This is a genomic window from Frigoribacterium sp. Leaf263 (assembly GCF_001422285.1).
Lineage (GTDB): Bacteria > Actinomycetota > Actinomycetes > Actinomycetales > Microbacteriaceae > Frigoribacterium.
Window position 1 is genome coordinate 808833 of the sequence record NZ_LMMO01000001.1, and the last position, 15369, is coordinate 824201.

Below are 15369 nucleotides of genomic sequence, written 5' to 3' on the forward strand. Positions count from 1 at the left end.
CACCCGACCGACGGCCGGATCAGAGCGCGATGCGTCGGGAGACCACGTCGCGGGCCACGTCGGCGAGCTTCAGATTGTGACGGCGGGCGTACGAGCGGAGGGATTCGAAGGCGTCGTCCGTGCTGACGGACAGCGACTCGGAGAGCACCCCCTTGGCCTGCTCGATGACGACGCGACTGCCCAGCGCCTTCTGCAGCTGCTGCTGGACGAGAGCGCTCTGGCGGGCTGTCCGCTCGTGGAGGATGCCCACCGTAGCGACGTCGGCCAGGGCCTGAGCGGCGCGGAGGTCGCGCGGAGCCAGCTCGCTCGGCCGGTCGCGCAGCAGGGTGAGCGTGCCGACCGTCTCGGAGCGGAGGCGCAGGGGGATGGCGAACGACGACCGGAAGCCGCGTCGCGTGGCGATCGATTCGTAGCTGTGCCACCGGGGCGGACCGTCGACGAGGTCGGCGACCATGACCGGCTTGCCGCTCGTGTAGCAGTCGAGGCAGGGGCCCGCTTGCGCGCCCACCTCGAGCACCTCGACGAGATCGAGCGATTCGCTCGACGACGCGACGATGTCGAGGGCGCCGTCGTCGTCGGCGAGGAGGATGCCGGTCGCGGCGACGTCGAAGAGCGCGACGCTCGTCTCGACGACGGTCTGGAGGAGATCGACGACGTCGTACTCGGCGACGAGCGTGTCGGCCAATGTGGTGAAGAGGTCGACCAGATGGGTCTCCCGTTCGGAGCTAGTCATTGCGGTGTTCCTCGATTCCGAATTCTGTGGCCGAGAACGAGAGGCGTCCGTCGAGGATCTCTGCGGCGACGTCCGTCACTCGGGCGCCGGTCGAGTACGCGTGACCTTGGATGAGCAGGTACGCGTCGTCGACGGAGACGTCGGCCTGGACGATGACCCGGCCGGTCGCCTGGTGCACGATGCGGCGCGAGTGGGACCCGACGGGGTCGGGCTCGACTCCGGCATCGTGCGCCTGTCGCTCGATGCCGTTCTTGAGCACGGCGCGGCTGACGGCCCGCGCCAGCAGGCGGGCATCGTCGACCGCCTCGTCAGGCAGTGACTCCGCCCGGTCGGAGTACATGTCGATGGCGCCGAGCTCGAGAGGACCCACCCGGACCGGGAAGACGAACATCGCCCGTACGTCGAGGCTCTGGAGGGCCGCGCCGAACAGGGGCCAGACCGCCGGCGTCGACGCGCGGGCGTCAGCGAGGATGACGGGCGAGCCCGAGCGCATCGAGTCCCAGCAGGGGCCCTCGCCGAGGTCGAACTGCAGCTCGTCGAGCCGTTCGGCGGTGCCGTCGGTCGCCGTGAGGGTCTCGTTGCCGAGCACGGAGCCCACCGTCGCGACCGAGACGCCCGTCACGGGGAAGAGGTCGAGGAACGGTCGGGACAGAGCGTCGGCGTTCGGGGCAAGGGCGATCGCTCGGACCGCCTCGTCGAGCTTGGACATCCCACCCCCTCACGTCGAGACCAAACCTATCGGGTCGCGTCGCCCTGGCGTCCGCGACGTGGAGGGGGTCGGCGTCGAGGGGGTCGGTCAGCTCGGTGGTCCTCCGAACGACCAGTCGAGGTCGTCGAAGTCGGGGTAGGCGACATCGGGCTCGTCGAACCCCTGCGCGAGGTTCTCGACGACCTCGAGCCAGACCTCGGTGAGCGGTGTGACGAGGAGGGACACCCGGCTGCCGGTCGCCGTCTCGAGTTCGACGAAGGCCGTCTCGCCCTCGGAGGCCGCGAGGATCCGGCGCTTGATCTCGGGGAGATCGCTGGTGGGGGCCAGGGCCACGCTGTGCTGGCCGGTGTGCAGGGTGGTGAGAGACATGAGACCTCGTTCGTCTGGTCGCGGTGGGTCGTTCGGGGCGTCGCGTCCGAGGTCTGGAGACGGAGGGGCCTGGTCGAATCCGCAGGGATGTGCAGAGCTGGTGATGGTTTCCGGCCCGGACGGGGCCGGAACGGGTGACGCGTGCGGGGGCGGGCCGCGACCCCACGCCCGAGGCCGCGACCCGGCGGCGAGCCGCGCCGCACCGAACTCCCTGCCGCGCCCGGCCTGAGGGCCGTCGCGGTGCCCGTGAAGACTCGATCAGGAAGTGACTCCATCCTGCCCTGGCCGCGGCCCGCGGGCACGGGGTTGACATCGCGCCCGCTCTCCCTCAGCGGCGCGGGGAGTGGCCCCGCGGGAGGTGCACCGGGCAGCGAGGAGCGTCGCCGGTCGCGCGCACCCGCCCGCCGGAGGCGGGCTTCGTCGGCAGGCGACGCCGGTTCACCTCGAGTCCCGTGTCGAGCACGGTGACCCTCGGGTCGCTCAGGGTCGCCACGGCGGCGGCCAGCCCCGCGATGGCGAGCTTCTCGCCGGGGCAGCGGTGGCCGGTGGCGACCCCGGCACCGCCGTGCGGGATGAACGCGGCGATGGCCTCGTAGTCGTCGACTCCGACGAAGCGCTCGGGGTCGAACTCGTCGGCGCGCTCCCACGAGGCGCGGTCGGTGTCCGTGCCGAGGATGTCGAGCACGAGGCGCCCTCCCTCGGGCACGGTGAGTCCGTCGAATTCGACGTCGCGTCGGGTGAGCCCCGGCAGCATCGGCACGAACGGGGCCGTGCGTCGGATCTCCTGCGCGAAGGCGACCGCGAGCGGGCCGTCGACGAGCGAGCCGCGCTCCGCGGTCTCGGCGGCGATGCGCCTCCTCCATTCGGGGCGGTCGTGCAGCTCCTTCGCGGCGAACGCGACGAAGCGGGAGACGGCGATCAGGGGGCGGATGCTGTTCTGCAGCTCGATGCCCGCGAGCCGGGCCGGCAGCAGACGGCCCTCGCGGTCGCGATGCCAGGTCCACTCGAACAGGGCCGTGCCCGCGTCGGGGGTGAGGCGCCCGGCCCGGGTCGACTCGATCAGGCGCTCGGCGTGACGATCCGACCAGCGCCGGTGGAGGGCCGCGAGCAGGTACTCGGGCGAGTAGGGCACCCCGAAGCCGTCGACGATCTGCGCCAGTCGTGCCGACCATCGGGTCTTGGCGGCCGCGGTGCCCGGCAGGCCGGCCCAGCGCATGCCCGCGCGACCGAAGGCGCCGACCGCCGCGTCGTAGGCCGAACGCTCGCCGCCGGCGAGCCACTCGTCGAGCTCGGCGCGCCATTCCCGCGCGAACAGGGGCGTGAGGCGGGCGACCTGCGCGTCGTCGTAGGCGACGTCGACGAAGGTGGCCTTGCGATGACGGTGATCGTCACCGTCGAGGCTGTGCACCGAGCCCTTGCCGAACAACGTGCCCTGCACGATCCCCGGCATCGCGCCGTGGCGGGCGATGACGTCGCCGTCGGAGAAGAGCTCGACGGCCTCCGCTCCTCTCACGAGGAGGGCGTCATCGCCCAGCAGGCCGAGGGGCGCCGCCCGGGCGTCGGGTGCGACCCGATCCCAGATCCGCGAACCGAAGCCGTAGCCGCGGGTCATCAGCGAGAGCGAATCGTCTGTTAATGCACGGAGGATCATGCGGGTCATGGTGCCAGCGACGGGGAGCCGCGGTCCGCCGCCGGAGGGCGCTTGACATCCGGCCCGGCGACGGGCAGGGGCCGGGTGTCGTGACGTCAGACGGCCCGCAGGGCCGAGGGGATCTGCGCCTTCTCGAGCGCGTCGAGGAACACCGCGCGGGCGGCGCGCTCATCGGCGCAGAACTCGATCTCGAGCGGGCGGGCGAGCGTGGTGACCTCGAGCAGGCCGGCGACCACGCAGACGAAGCCGAGCACCGCGGTGGCGTCGTCGTGGGGGAGTCGCGCGTCGACGACCCGCCACTGATCGCGGGCGAGCTCGTCGAAACGGATGTCGCCGTCGGCGAGAGACGAGACGGGGCGGATGGCGCTGGCGGTGATGGTCATGATGCGGTCCCTCGGTCGGCGGCGGGCGAGCTGCTGCGGTGATCTCGGGCCCCCATCCGGGGGCGTGCCTCGAGATTATGACTGAGCTTGATTTTCTTGAACGGGATTGCGGCCCCCGCGATCGTGGCCTATAGGGGCGGAACGGGAGCCTGGGCGTCGGCTCTGCTCCGTCTCGGAGCCCGGGTATATCGTTCGGGTATCGCTCGACCCTCGACAGGAGATCATCATGAGCACCTCGCGTACACCCGGCTCGTTCAGCGTCGACCTCGACGGGATGTGGCAGGCGATGGATCAGCTGCGCTCGACCTTCGATCGCCGTGACGGCGCCCGCGCCCCCCGCGGCGAGGTCCGCGCCGCCATCCTCGCCCTCCTCGCCGAGCGGCCGATGCACGGCTACCAGGTCATCCACGAGATCGACGAGCGCAGCGGCGGCGACTGGAAGCCCAGCGCCGGCTCGGTCTACCCGACCCTGCAGCTCCTCGCCGACGAGGGCCTGATCGTCGCGGAGGAGACCGACGGTCGCAAGGTCTACTCGCTGACCGACTCCGGGCGGGCCGCCGCCGGCGTCGACGGAGCGGACGCCTCCGACCCGTGGGCTCCCCAGCGATCGACGGGCGACCGACGCACCGCGCTGCCCCGGGCCGGGGTCGAACTGGCCCGTGCCACCGCCCAGGTCGGTCGCACCGGCACCTCCGCTCAGGTCGACGAGGCGGTGGCGGTCCTCGACGAGGCCCGCCGTCGCATCTACTCGATCCTCGCCCGAGACTGACGCGGGTGGCGTCGCCCCGTCCCGACGAGGCCGATCATCCGGTGCACGACCGTGCCGGTCGCGCCCGTTACCGCCGAATCCTGCGGTTCGCGTCACGCCACCTGGCGGTGAGCTGGTGGTTCGAGCTCGTGCTGCCCCGCCTCGGTCTGCGCTGGATCGCCGACCGGACGCGCCCGCGTCGGATGCAGCGCTTCGCCCGGGGCTTCCACGTGCTCGCCCTCGACCTCGGCGGTCTGATGATCAAGGTGGGGCAGTACCTGTCGTCGCGCCTCGACGTCCTGCCGCCCGAGATCACGAAAGAGCTGGAGGGTCTGCAGGACGAGGTCACGCCCGTGCCCTTCGCCGAGATCAAGGCGCTCGCCGAGGCCGAGCTGGGGATGCCGCTCGATCGCGTCTTCGCGTCCGTCTCGGCCGAGCCGATCGCGGCCGCGTCGCTCGGTCAGGCGCATCGCGCCACGCTCGGACCCGTCGACTCGGCCGACACCGGCCTCGTCGACGTCGTGCTCAAGGTGCAGCGTCCGGGCATCGACCGGATCGTCGACGTCGACCTGGCCGCGCTCCGGAGGGTCGGCGGCTGGCTCAGTCACGTGCGCCTCGTCTCCGACCGGGTCGACGCCCCCGCGCTCGTCGAGGAGTTCGCCCGCACCAGCCTGGAGGAGATCGACTACCTCAACGAGGCGGCCAACTCGGCGCGGTTCGCCGCGGACTTCGCCGATGACGACCGGGTCGGCGTGCCCGACGTCGTCTGGGAGCGCAGCACCCGACGGATCCTCGTGCTCGAGGACGTCTCGGCCGTCAAGATCACCGACATCGAGGGCCTCCGCGCCGCCGGCATCGACCCCGACGAGGTCGCCCCCGTCTTCGCGGCCGTCATGTTCGACCAGCTCTTCTCGAACGGCTTCTTCCACGCCGATCCGCACCCGGGCAACATCTTCGTCACCCCGATCGAGGCGGCCGACGGCGAACGGCCCTGGCGGCTCACCTTCATCGACTTCGGCATGATGGGCGAGGTGCCGACGGGCACCCGGAACGGCCTCCGCCAGCTGCTGATCGCCGCCGCCTCGCGCGACGGCAGCGGCATGGTGAACGCCATGCGCGACCTCGGGGTGCTGCTGCCGAGTGCGGACACCCGCGAGCTCGAGCGGGCCGTGTCGGCGACCTTCGCCCGGTTCGGCGGCATGGGCTTCGCCGAGCTGCGAGAGGTCGACCCGCGCGAGTACCGCGAGTTCGCCGGCCAGTTCGGCGAGCTGATCAGGTCGCTGCCGTTCCAGCTGCCCGACGACTTCCTGCTCGTCCTGCGGTCGGTGACCCTCACCTCCGGGGTGTCCAGCGCCCTAAACCCGGCCTTCAACCTCTGGGACTCGGTCGAGCCCTACGCCGCGAGACTCGTGCGCGACGAGAGGGGCAACGCGGTGCAGGACGTCGCGCGTCGGGCGCTCGACGCGGCCCAGGTCACGGTGCGGCTGCCCGGTCGGCTCGACCACCTCGTCACGCGGCTGGAGGACGGCACCCTCGAGGTCGGCAGCCCGCGCATCGAACGTCAGCTGAGCCGGATCGAGCGGACGGCGAGGCGCGTGCTGGCCGCCGTGCTCTTCGGCGGCTTGCTGATCGCCGGTGCCGTGCTGAGGGCGGACGACGACGGACTCGGCACCGTGCTCATGATCGCCTCGATCGTGCCCGGGCTGTACGCCCTGCTTGCCGGACGCCTGCCGGGCTGACGACCCGTGCCGGAGCCGGCTCGGACGGGCCGACGCACCCCGGGGGTGCCGCGGCCCGCTGTCGCCTGGGGCAGGATCAGAGCAGGATCTCGCGGCGGACGACGAGCTGCGCGGTCTCCTGCAGAGTGCGGTTGTTCGTCCGGGCGTCGTCGCGGAGCAGCATGAACGCCTGGCCGACGCTGGTGCTGTGCCGCTGGGCGAGGGCGCCCTTCGCCTGCTCGATGACGATCCGGCTGTCGAGGGCGCCCTGAAGCTGTGTCGTCAGGGCCTCCTGCCGACGCAGTGCGTTGCGCTCCTGCAGGCTGATGGCCAGGACCTGCGCCATGGCCTCGATGAAGCTCCTCTCGTCGTCGTCGAGGCGGCCGGGGGTCCGCAGGAACACGTTGAGTCCGCCGATCGCCCGGCCGTCGACGATCAGGGGCATGGCGAGGGCGGCCCCGAGACCGGAGTCCACGGCGGTGGCGACGAACTCCGGCCAGAGCTCGGTCGCCTCGCGGAGATCGGGCACCTCGATGCTCCGGAGGTCTCGGATGCTGTCGATGCAGGGCCCGCCGCTGGCGCCGATCTGCGCCTCCTCGACGTCGAGGGTGCGCTCCCGCGTCGAGGCGATGGGGCGGAACGTGTCGTGATCCGCGGCGAGGATCACCGCCGCCTCGACGGCCCGCGTGTGCTCGGTCGTCCCCCGGACGATGACGTCCATGGCGTCCACGAGGCCGCCCTCCGCGCTGAGCGACGCCACGAGATCCACGAACAGGCGGGCGATGTCAGCGGGATTGTCGGTCACGGTCTGCGTCTCCGTCGAGGGATGTGATCGGGCGATCGGTGCGTGCCCGATGTCGGCGCCCCTGCGAACGACCCTAGTCACGACGCCGGTCCCGTGACCGTCGTGACGGGCGTGGCCGACCGGAGGGGCGCCTCCTCGGCTGCGGTGCGGGGCGCGGCCGCGGCGTCAGTGCCGGTGCCCCTCCTCGGACCAGACGGGGAAGGGGTCGGCGAAGTCGCGCCACCCGGCGGGGTCGCCGAGCAGCTCGTCGTCGGTGAGGAGGCACGTGTCGAGATCGCGACGGATGGTCACCACGTCGAGGTCGAGACCGAAGAACGCGATCTGCTGGCCGTGCGGCGAGTCGGGGTGCCAGGACGGCGCCGAGGTCGGGTCGAGGCTCAGCATCTGCCCGACGCTCGACCACGACCCGACGCGGTCGCTGCGGGTGGCGAACTGCGTGAATCCGCGCGATCGCAGCACCGTGCCGACGGTGCCGGGGGCGAAGGTCCGCTCGAGCGCGAGACCGAGGCGCCCCGGGTGGAACGGGCGCTCGTCGCGGTAGACGAACGTGGTGATGGCGCCGTCGTGGTGGTGGTCGGGGGTGTGATCCGAGAGGGCCTGCATCCAGCCCGCGGCGCCGCCCAGGCGAGCCGCGCCTCCTCGGCCGGAGAGCGACGCGTGCGTCAGCGCCGCGGTCGACGCGACGAGCGTCTCGGGTGCGAGGCGGGCGAGGAGGCGCTCGAGCACCCGGAGATCCGCGGCGGGCACGGCGGACGTGTCGGCGACGGCGACGACGGTGGCGTGCTCGACGAGGTCGATCACGTGCTCGGCGGCGAGGAACCGGTCGTCGACGCCGCCCAGCACGAGTTCGGCGAGGTCGACGGCGCTGACCACGGCGACCACGTGCTGCAGCAGCGACTCGCCGCTGGGGCGGCCGAGGTCGGAGTCGAGCAGCGCGCCGAGCAACAGGGCCGTCGGTCGCACCGGGGTGCCGGGCTCGAGCGTGGCGACGACGTCGATGCGGTCGCCAGCGCGAGCCCGGTCGAGCACCAGTCGATGCACGGAATCCGCGGCCTCGTGGGTGTCGGGTCCGACCGCGACGCGGAGGCTGGCCGGACCCGCCACGATGTCGGCGGCGCGATCGACGGGGCCGGCGCCCTGCCCGGCGACGATGGTGACACCCCGGTGTCGGAGGGACGAGGAGGCGCGGGTCGGGTCGGTCATGCCCCTAAGCTAAGTGATAACCGTTCTCACTAACAACTCCCCACCGACTCCTGGAGGCAGCATGAAGGTCCGCAACTCGCTCAAGGCGCTCAAGGCCATCCCCGGGTCGCAGGTGGTCCGCCGCCGCGGCCGCGTCTTCGTCATCAACAAGAAGGACCCGCGCTGGAAGGCGCGCCAGGGCTGACCCGCCCACCCTGCCCGCGCCTCCTGCCGGGGAACGCCGGAGGCGCCCCCGCTCGGACGAGCAGGGGCGCCTCCGGAGCACCGGACCGGGCGACGGGTCAGGCGAAGGTGGCCGCGTCGATGACGAAGCGGTAGCGGACGTCCGACTTCAGCACGCGCTCGTAGGCGTCGTTGATGCCGTCGGCGCCGATCAGCTCGGTCTCGGGGACGATGCCGTGCTCGGCGCAGAAGTCGAGCATCTCCTGCGTCTCGCGGATGCCGCCGATGGCGGAGCCGGCCCAGCTGCGACGTGCGGGGATCAGCGCGAACGCGGGCACCTCGAGCGGCTCGGACGGAGCACCGACGTTGATGAGCGTGCCGTCGACGGCCAGCAGGCCGAGGTACGCGCCCATGTCGACCTTGGCCGAGACGGTGTTGATGATGATGTCGAACGAGTTCGCCAGGTCGGTGAAGGTCTGCTCGTCGCTGGTCGCGTAGTGCGCCTTCGCGCCGAAGCGCAGCGAGTCGTCCTTCTTCGAGGTGGTCTGCGACAGCACGGTGACCTCGGCGCCGAGCGCGGCGGCGATCTTGACGCCCATGTGGCCCAGCCCGCCCATGCCGACGATGGCGACCTTGGTGCCCTCGGTCACGCCCCAGTGGTGCAGGGGCGAGTACAGGGTGATGCCGGCGCAGAGCAGCGGCGCGACCTTGTCGTAGTCGAGCGACTCGGGAACGCGAAGCACGAAGTCCTCGGTGACGACGACGGCCTGCGAGTAGCCGCCCTGGGTGATGGTGCCGTCGGCGGGGTCGACCGCGCCGTAGGTGCCGGTGTTGCCCTTCGCGCAGTACTGCTCGTCGCCGCGCTGGCAGTACTCGCACTCGCCGCACGAGTTCACCATGCAGCCGACGCCGACCCGGTCGCCGACCTCGTGCTTCGTGACCTCGGAGCCGACCTCCGAGACGGTGCCGACGATCTCGTGGCCGACGACCTGCGGGTACTGGATCTCGCCCCACTCGCCGCGGACGGTGTGGATGTCGCTGTGGCAGATGCCGGCGTAGGCGATGTCGATCATGACGTCCTTCGGGCCGACGTCGCGGCGCTCGATGGTCGTCTTGACGAGGGGCTCGGTGGCGGACGGTGCCGCGTAGGCGTTGACGGTGCGCATGGTTCTCCTGGGGTGGTGGGTTCGGTTCGCGGGGGATGAGGAGCGGGTCGGAACACGGTGCTCGACGACGGGCTCTCCGTCTCCGACGTTACGCTCTCGCGCCGACCGTGGGTGGCCCTGACAGGGCCCCCCGAGGCGACGGCCTGCAGGAGGCGCGGTCAGAGCGTCGCAGGGAACGCGGTGCGGCGACCGAGGACGGTGAGCGCGAACGCCACCACCCCGAAGCCGATCATCACCACCGGCAGCACGAGGCCGTCGGCAACGGTCAGCAGGGCGGCGCCGACGATCCCCGCGAAGAAGATCGCCACGTTGAAGGCCACTGGCAGGAACGCGTTGGCGACGTCGGCGTTGTCTCCGCCGACGGTCGTCAGAGCCGCCTGCAGCTGAGCCGACGCGCCGCCGAACGTGACACCCCAGAGCACGGAGGCGACCACGACGGCCGCCACCGACTCGTGACCCACGAGCAGGATCACGCCGGCGACCACGAAGAGCGCGACGCTGCCGTGCAGCAGGGGTCGCGGGTGCCGGTCGAGCAGTGCCCCCGTGATGACGATCCCGCCGATCGACGCCACTCCGTAGATCAGCAGGGTGAGATCGACGCCGAGCCCGGAGCCCCCGGCCCTCAGATAGGGCGAGACGTAGGTGTAGATCGTGTTGTGCGCCAGCATCCAGGCGGCGATCACCGCGAGGATCACCGCGATGCCGGGGATGCGGAACACGCGCCCGAGCGACAGGCGAGCCCCCTCGGGCGCAGGCGCGGCGTCGGGCACGATCATCGCCACGAGGCAGAGCACGACGACGCCGAGCAGCGTCAACCCGACGAACGACCAGCGCCAGTCGAGGGTCGTGCCGAGCCACGAGCCGAGCGGCGTGCCGAACGCGAAGCCGACGGGTGCCCCGGCCGAGACGACGGCGAGCGAGAGACCGGCGCGGCTCGGCGGGCTGATGCGGCGGCCGTAGGCGGCGAGCATGCCCCAGATCACGCCCGAGAAGGCGCCGGCGACGAACCGCGACACCAGGGCGAGCGCGATCACCGGCGAGAGCGCCGTCACGGTGTTCGCCACGACCAGCCCGGTGATCGCGATCAGGAGGAGCGGCTTGCGTCGCATCCCACGGGTCAGCGTGATGGCCGGAACGGTCGCCAGCACGGTCCCGAGGGCGTAGGCGCTGATGAGCAGACCGACGGCCCCTTCGCTCGTGTCGAGGCCGTTCGCGATGACGGGCAGCAGCCCCGCCGGCATCGTCTCCATGGCGACGAGGATGAAACCCATCGTCGCCAGGACGACGAGCGAGACGACCGGCAGGCGCTCCGGGGCTCCGCCGGGGGAGGAGGCGCGGGGGGAGCGGGTGGGGACGGGCGCGGTGTCCATCGTGAGGTCCTTTCGGGCGCAGAGACGCGCCTCCGGGGCGTGCCCGGCGGTTCGGATGACGGGGGAGGCGCGGGTCAGGTCGAGCTGTCGGCCGCGCGGGCGCGCTCGAGGAGGCCCTCGGTGGCGGCCCACGAGGCCAGCAGTCGCAGACCCTCGTCGGAGGGCGAGCCCGGTCGGGCCGTGTAGACGGTGAGCGAGTGGCCGGGCGTGTCCTGGAGCTCCATCGCCTGGAAGTCCAGTTCGAGCAGTCCGATGCTCGGGTGCCGGAACTCCTTGGCGCCCGTGTAGTGGCGGCGGACGTCGTGGGCGGCCCAGCGGGCGCGGAACTCGTCGCTGTGGATCGAGAGCTCGCCGACGAGGGCGGCGATGCCCGCGTCGTGCGGGTGGCGCCCGGCGTCCCGGCGGAGGATCGCGACGTTGACGTTCGCCGCGCGCTCCCAGTCGGGGTAGAAGTCGTGCGCGCCCGGGTCGAGGAAGATGTACCGCGAGTGGTTGGCGGGGCGGAGGGTGCCCCGGTGCATGTCGCTGTACAGCGCGAAGCCGAGCGCGTTCGCGGCCACGAGGTCCATCCGCGTGTTCGTCACCATCGCGGCGGCCCCGGTCATCGCGTCGAGCATGTGCTGCACGGGGGACTGCGCGAAGCGCGGCTCTCCGGTGATCTGCGGGCGTCGACGGGGCGGGGTGAACGCCCGGGCGAGGTCGTGGAGGTGGTCGTTCTCGGCCTGGTCGAGACCGAGGGCGCGCGAGATCGCGTCGAGCACGCTGTCGGACACCCCCGCGAGATCGCCGCGTTCGAGACGCGTGTAGTAGTCGACGCTGACGCCGGCGAGTCGGGCGACCTCGTTGCGGCGGAGACCGGGGACGCGTCGGCGCCCGCCCGCGCTCACGACGCCGGCCTGCTCGGGCGACAGCCGCGCCCGGCGTGACGCGAGGAACTCGCGGACCTCGGCTCGTTCATCCATGACCACGACCCTACGGTCGCCCCTCGGACGCAGCCAGGCCCTGCCGGAACCCTGTTGGAGCAGGGACCTCGCCCCCGGTGCAGCAGCCGACCCGAGCGGCCTCGCGTCAGCCCCGGGTGAAGCGCGCGGCGCCGGCCGTCGCCGACTCGGGCAGGTTGCTCGATACGAGGGGCGCGCCCGTCGAGAGCGCCGTCGTCCATTCCGCGGTCGTCGCGACGGCGGCGAAGTTCGAGGCGAGGAGGGCCATGAGCGTGCGGTGCACGGTCTCGGCGTCGACGAAGCCGGCGTCGTTGCCGATGCTGATGGCGCCGGTCGCGTCGGAGAGCACCTCGGCGGTGATGCCGACGGCCTCGGCTGCGGCGGCCGAGGCGAGGATGCAGTTGTTCGTCATGTAGCCGACGAGGGTCACGGTGTCGATCGAGTTCTCGTGCAGCCAGTCGAGCAGGCCGGTCTCGGCGAAGACGGAGCTGTAGCGCTTCGTGATCGACGTCCATCCGGCCTGGCGGCGCTTCTCGATCTCGGGGTGCAGGGCGAAGCGCTCGGTGGTCGGGTCGAAGACGGGTGCGCCCTCGCCGGCCGTGTGCTGGAACACGACGACGGGGGTGCCAGCGGCCGTCGCCGCGTCGATCGCGGCGGTGACCTGGGCGAGCGAATCGTCGACCGGTGGGTGCTGGATCTCGAGCGGGCCGTCGAAGTACTCCTGCTGGACGTCGACGACGACGAGGGCGCGGTTCGGTGCGGTCATGGGGGCTCCTTCACTCAGGGCGGACGGTCGGGGCGGGATCGCCGACGAGGACGATCCTCCTCCGCGCGCCACCGTCGCACGAGTGGCACGTGTGCGGCGATACGATGACTTCAGGCCACCTGGGAGGAGCCCCATGCAGATCGCCGTGCACGCCTTCGAAGGCGTCTCGATGTTCCATCTCTCGGTGCCCCAGATCGTGTTCGACGAGGTGACCCGTCAGGGTCTCGGGTCATGGCGGACGACCCTGTTCTCCGAGCGGCCGGGCTCGGTCACGACGGCGGAGGGCTACTCGCTCGGCGGCATCGCCGGGCTCGAGGCAGTGACCGGCGCCGACCTGGTCGTCGTCCCCTCGTGGGTCGACGACGGGCGCGAGCCCGGACCCTCGCTCCGCCTCGCGCTGCTCGAGGCCCACGAGCGCGGGGCCACCATCGCCGGGCTCTGCCTCGGGGCCCTCGCCGTCGCCGATCTCGGTCTCCTCGAGGGGCGGAGCGCGGTCACGCACTGGCACGCGGTCGAGGGCATGGCCGAACGCCACCCGGGGATCACCGTCGAGGCCGACGTCCTGTACCTCGATCACGGCGACGTGCTGACCTCGGCGGGCACCGCCTCCGGGATCGACGCGTGCCTGCACGTCGTGCGGACGCGACTCGGGGCCGAGGCCGCGAACCGGGTCGCGCGGAGCCTCGTCGTCGCACCGCATCGCGAAGGGGGCCAGGCGCAGTTCATCGAGCGGCCGGTGGCGCAGCGCGCCGCGACCGACCCCGTCGCCGTCGCCATGGCCTGGGCGCTCGAGCACCTGGGCGACGAGCTCGGAGTCGACCGCCTCGCGGCCCAGGCGCGGATGAGCCGCCGCACGTTCATCCGGTCGTTCCGGGCCGCGACGGGCACCACCCCGGCCGCCTGGGTGCGGTCGCGTCGCCTCGACGAGGCCCGGCGCCTGCTCGAGACGTCGGACCTCTCGATCGATCGGATCGCCGCGTCGTGCGGATTCGGGAACCCCGTGACCCTGCGACAGAACTTCGCGAGCGCCTTCGGCAGCACCCCGTCGGGGTACCGGCGCCGGTTCGACGCACGCCCCTGAGGCCGAGGTGCGCGAAGGCTGCGCACCGTGCAGGGATACTGGAGAGTCGCCCATCCGACGGAGGATCCGTGCCCACCACCCCGCCCGACAGTCCCACCCGTGTGCCGCTGCCCGCGCTCGTCGCCGGCCCCCACACCCGACGGCTCGGCCTCGTCGCCGTCATCGCGACGTTCGGCGGTCTGCTCTTCGGCTACGACACCGGCGTGGTCAACGGCGCCCTCGACTCGATGGAGGAGGGGCTCGGGCTGACCCCGACCACCGAGGGGGTCATGGTGTCCGCGATCCTCGTCGGCGCGGCCCTCGGCGCCTTCTTCACCGGGCGCGTCTCCGATGCCCTCGGGCGGCGGCCGACCATCAGGGCCCTCGCCGTCCTCTTCTTCGTCGCGGCCGTCGCGTGCGTCCTGGCGCCGTCGTGGGAGTTCCTCACGGGCGCCCGCTTCGTGCTCGGCCTCGCGGTCGGCGGGGCGTCGGTGACCGTCCCGGTGTTCCTCGCCGAGCTCGCGCCCACCGAGCAGCGCGGCGGGCTCGTCAGCCGCAACGAGCTGATGATCGTGGTCGGCCAGCTGGCGGCCTTCACGATCAACGCCGTCATCGGCAGCGTCTGGGGCGAGCACGACGACGTCTGGCGCTTCATGCTGGCGGTCGCCGCCCTGCCCGCCATCGCCCTCTTCCTGGGGATGATGCGGGTGCCCGAGAGCCCGCGGTGGCTGATCGCGCAGGGTCGCGACGACGACGCTCTCGCGGTGCTGAAGCAGATCCGCGCCGACGACCGCGCGGTCGCCGAGCTCGACGAGGTGCGCCTCCTCGCCCATCACGAGGAGGAGGCTCGCGGCGCCCGTCTGGCCGACCTGGTGGCGGAGCCGTGGCTGCGGCGGATCCTCGGCGTCGGCATCGGCCTCGCCGTCGCGCAGCAGCTCACCGGCATCAACTCGATCATGTACTACGGCACGCAGGTGCTGCAGCAGTCCGGCTTCTCGCAGAACGGGGCGCTGATCGCCAACGTCGGCGCGGGCGTCATCGCGGTCGTCGCCATGCTCGTCGCGCTGCGCATCATCAACCGGGTCGGCCGCCGCGCCATGCTGACGGTCGGGTTCGCCGGCGTCGCGGTGTTCCACCTGCTGATCGGGCTGTCGTCGCTGCTCATCCCCGAGGGGCTGGGCAGGGCGATCGTCGTGCTGATCTTCGTGATCTGCTTCGTGGGAACCATGCAGGGCACCATCGGGCCGCTGGTCTGGCTGATGCTCTCCGAGATCTTCCCGTTGAAGCTGCGCGGCGTCGGCATGGGGCTGACCGCGCTCGTGCTCTGGTCGACGAACTTCGTCGTCAGTCTGCTGTTCCCGATCGTGGTCGCCTCCGTCGGCATCTCGACCACGTTCTTCGTCTTCGCCGGGCTGAACGCCGCCTCCCTGGTCTTCGCCATCACCCGCGTGCCCGAGACGCAGGGGCGCTCGCTCGAGCAGCTCGAAGAGGACTTCAGCACCGGATCCGTGCCCGTGGTCCGGTCCGAGTGAGTCCGCCGGGGCGCGGGCGGGCGTCGGAGGGCGTTTGATGGAGCCAGGGCGCG

General features: G+C 72.1%; 16 protein-coding genes. 5 read left to right on the top strand and 11 right to left on the bottom strand.

The genetic code is table 11. The features are described 5' to 3' along the window. Positions 1–19: 19 nt before the first annotated feature. The 5 genes from ASF17_RS03700 to ASF17_RS03720 form a co-directional block, all read right to left on the bottom strand. Positions 20–733: a GAF and ANTAR domain-containing protein gene (locus tag ASF17_RS03700; RefSeq protein WP_055795310.1), complete on the bottom strand. Its 714-nt coding sequence runs from the start codon at positions 731–733 to the stop codon at positions 20–22. Further along, positions 726–1442, bottom strand: coding sequence for a GAF and ANTAR domain-containing protein (locus ASF17_RS03705; protein ID WP_055795311.1), 717 nt, complete (start codon positions 1440–1442; stop codon positions 726–728). The genes ASF17_RS03700 and ASF17_RS03705 overlap by 8 nt, the downstream gene beginning before the upstream one ends. Before the next feature lie 87 nt (positions 1443–1529). Then, complete coding sequence (locus ASF17_RS03710; RefSeq protein ID WP_055795314.1) at positions 1530–1811, bottom strand: hypothetical protein; 282 nt, start codon at positions 1809–1811, stop codon at positions 1530–1532. Positions 1812–2139: 328 nt separating this feature from the next. Continuing rightward, positions 2140–3471, bottom strand: coding sequence for a cytochrome P450 (locus ASF17_RS03715; protein ID WP_055795316.1), 1332 nt, complete (start codon positions 3469–3471; stop codon positions 2140–2142). A gap of 86 nt (positions 3472–3557) precedes the next feature. After that, positions 3558–3845 (bottom strand): hypothetical protein, encoded by a 288-nt coding sequence (locus ASF17_RS03720; RefSeq protein WP_055795317.1) that lies wholly within the window; start codon positions 3843–3845, stop codon positions 3558–3560. 226 nt (positions 3846–4071) lie between these two features. On the opposite strand from ASF17_RS03720, the gene ASF17_RS03725 reads away from it, so the two are divergent. After that, positions 4072–4614 carry a PadR family transcriptional regulator gene (locus tag ASF17_RS03725; RefSeq protein WP_055795320.1) on the top strand — a complete coding sequence of 181 codons (543 nt, stop codon included), beginning with the start codon at positions 4072–4074 and terminating at the stop codon, positions 4612–4614. A 5-nt stretch (positions 4615–4619) separates the two neighbouring features. Further along, the gene (locus ASF17_RS03730; RefSeq protein WP_156357276.1) at positions 4620–6332 is read left to right on the top strand and encodes an ABC1 kinase family protein; all 1713 of its coding nucleotides are present in this window, start codon (positions 4620–4622) and stop codon (positions 6330–6332) included. Positions 6333–6408: 76 nt separating this feature from the next. Here ASF17_RS03730 and ASF17_RS03735 read toward each other — a convergent pair whose 3' ends face one another. Beyond that, complete coding sequence (locus ASF17_RS03735) at positions 6409–7116, bottom strand: GAF and ANTAR domain-containing protein (protein ID WP_055795321.1); 708 nt, start codon at positions 7114–7116, stop codon at positions 6409–6411. Between the two features lie 165 nt (positions 7117–7281). Next, positions 7282–8319 carry a GTP-binding protein gene (locus ASF17_RS03740; RefSeq protein WP_055795324.1) on the bottom strand — a complete coding sequence of 346 codons (1038 nt, stop codon included), beginning with the start codon at positions 8317–8319 and terminating at the stop codon, positions 7282–7284. A gap of 61 nt (positions 8320–8380) precedes the next feature. Here ASF17_RS03740 and ykgO point away from each other — a divergent pair, with 61 nt between their 5' ends. Next, a complete protein-coding gene (ykgO, locus tag ASF17_RS03745; RefSeq protein ID WP_055795327.1) occupies positions 8381–8503 on the top strand; it encodes a type B 50S ribosomal protein L36 in 123 nt (40 codons plus the stop codon). A gap of 97 nt (positions 8504–8600) precedes the next feature. On the opposite strand, the gene ASF17_RS03750 is transcribed toward ykgO, so the two are convergent. From ASF17_RS03750 to ASF17_RS03765, 4 genes are all read right to left on the bottom strand, one after another. Next, entirely contained in the window at positions 8601–9647 is a 1047-nt protein-coding gene (locus ASF17_RS03750) for an NAD(P)-dependent alcohol dehydrogenase (RefSeq protein ID WP_055795329.1), read from the bottom strand. Positions 9648–9805: 158 nt separating this feature from the next. Further along, positions 9806–11017, bottom strand: a complete 1212-nt coding sequence (locus tag ASF17_RS03755; RefSeq protein ID WP_055795332.1) for an MFS transporter — start codon at positions 11015–11017, stop codon at positions 9806–9808. A gap of 74 nt (positions 11018–11091) precedes the next feature. Beyond that, positions 11092–11979, bottom strand: coding sequence for a helix-turn-helix transcriptional regulator (locus ASF17_RS03760; RefSeq protein ID WP_055795334.1), 888 nt, complete (start codon positions 11977–11979; stop codon positions 11092–11094). Positions 11980–12085: 106 nt separating this feature from the next. Beyond that, complete coding sequence (locus ASF17_RS03765) at positions 12086–12724, bottom strand: isochorismatase family protein (RefSeq protein WP_055795336.1); 639 nt, start codon at positions 12722–12724, stop codon at positions 12086–12088. A gap of 133 nt (positions 12725–12857) precedes the next feature. Here ASF17_RS03765 and ASF17_RS03770 point away from each other — a divergent pair, with 133 nt between their 5' ends. Together ASF17_RS03770 and ASF17_RS03775 are read left to right on the top strand one after the other, a co-directional pair. After that, on the top strand, positions 12858–13805 hold the full coding sequence (locus tag ASF17_RS03770; RefSeq protein WP_055795338.1) for a GlxA family transcriptional regulator: 948 nt from the start codon (positions 12858–12860) through the stop codon (positions 13803–13805). A 68-nt stretch (positions 13806–13873) separates the two neighbouring features. Further along, positions 13874–15316: a sugar porter family MFS transporter gene (locus ASF17_RS03775; protein ID WP_055795340.1), complete on the top strand. Its 1443-nt coding sequence runs from the start codon at positions 13874–13876 to the stop codon at positions 15314–15316. The last annotated feature ends 53 nt before the right edge of the window (positions 15317–15369 follow it).

Excerpts from the sequence above, each read along its gene's own strand:
- ASF17_RS03700 (WP_055795310.1), bottom strand. The coding sequence starts at position 733 with ATGACTAGCTCCGAACGGGAGACCCATCTGGTCGACCTCTTCACCACA.
- ASF17_RS03705 (WP_055795311.1), bottom strand. The coding sequence starts at position 1,442 with ATGTCCAAGCTCGACGAGGCGGTCCGAGCGATCGCCCTTGCCCCGAAC.
- ASF17_RS03710 (WP_055795314.1), bottom strand. The coding sequence starts at position 1,811 with ATGTCTCTCACCACCCTGCACACCGGCCAGCACAGCGTGGCCCTGGCC.
- ASF17_RS03715 (WP_055795316.1), bottom strand. The coding sequence starts at position 3,471 with ATGACCCGCATGATCCTCCGTGCATTAACAGACGATTCGCTCTCGCTG.
- ASF17_RS03720 (WP_055795317.1), bottom strand. The coding sequence starts at position 3,845 with ATGACCATCACCGCCAGCGCCATCCGCCCCGTCTCGTCTCTCGCCGAC.
- ASF17_RS03725 (WP_055795320.1), top strand. The coding sequence starts at position 4,072 with ATGAGCACCTCGCGTACACCCGGCTCGTTCAGCGTCGACCTCGACGGG.
- ASF17_RS03740 (WP_055795324.1), bottom strand. The coding sequence starts at position 8,319 with ATGACCGACCCGACCCGCGCCTCCTCGTCCCTCCGACACCGGGGTGTC.
- ykgO (WP_055795327.1), top strand. The coding sequence starts at position 8,381 with ATGAAGGTCCGCAACTCGCTCAAGGCGCTCAAGGCCATCCCCGGGTCG.
- ASF17_RS03750 (WP_055795329.1), bottom strand. The coding sequence starts at position 9,647 with ATGCGCACCGTCAACGCCTACGCGGCACCGTCCGCCACCGAGCCCCTC.
- ASF17_RS03755 (WP_055795332.1), bottom strand. The coding sequence starts at position 11,017 with ATGGACACCGCGCCCGTCCCCACCCGCTCCCCCCGCGCCTCCTCCCCC.
- ASF17_RS03760 (WP_055795334.1), bottom strand. The coding sequence starts at position 11,979 with ATGGATGAACGAGCCGAGGTCCGCGAGTTCCTCGCGTCACGCCGGGCG.
- ASF17_RS03765 (WP_055795336.1), bottom strand. The coding sequence starts at position 12,724 with ATGACCGCACCGAACCGCGCCCTCGTCGTCGTCGACGTCCAGCAGGAG.
- ASF17_RS03770 (WP_055795338.1), top strand. The coding sequence starts at position 12,858 with ATGCAGATCGCCGTGCACGCCTTCGAAGGCGTCTCGATGTTCCATCTC.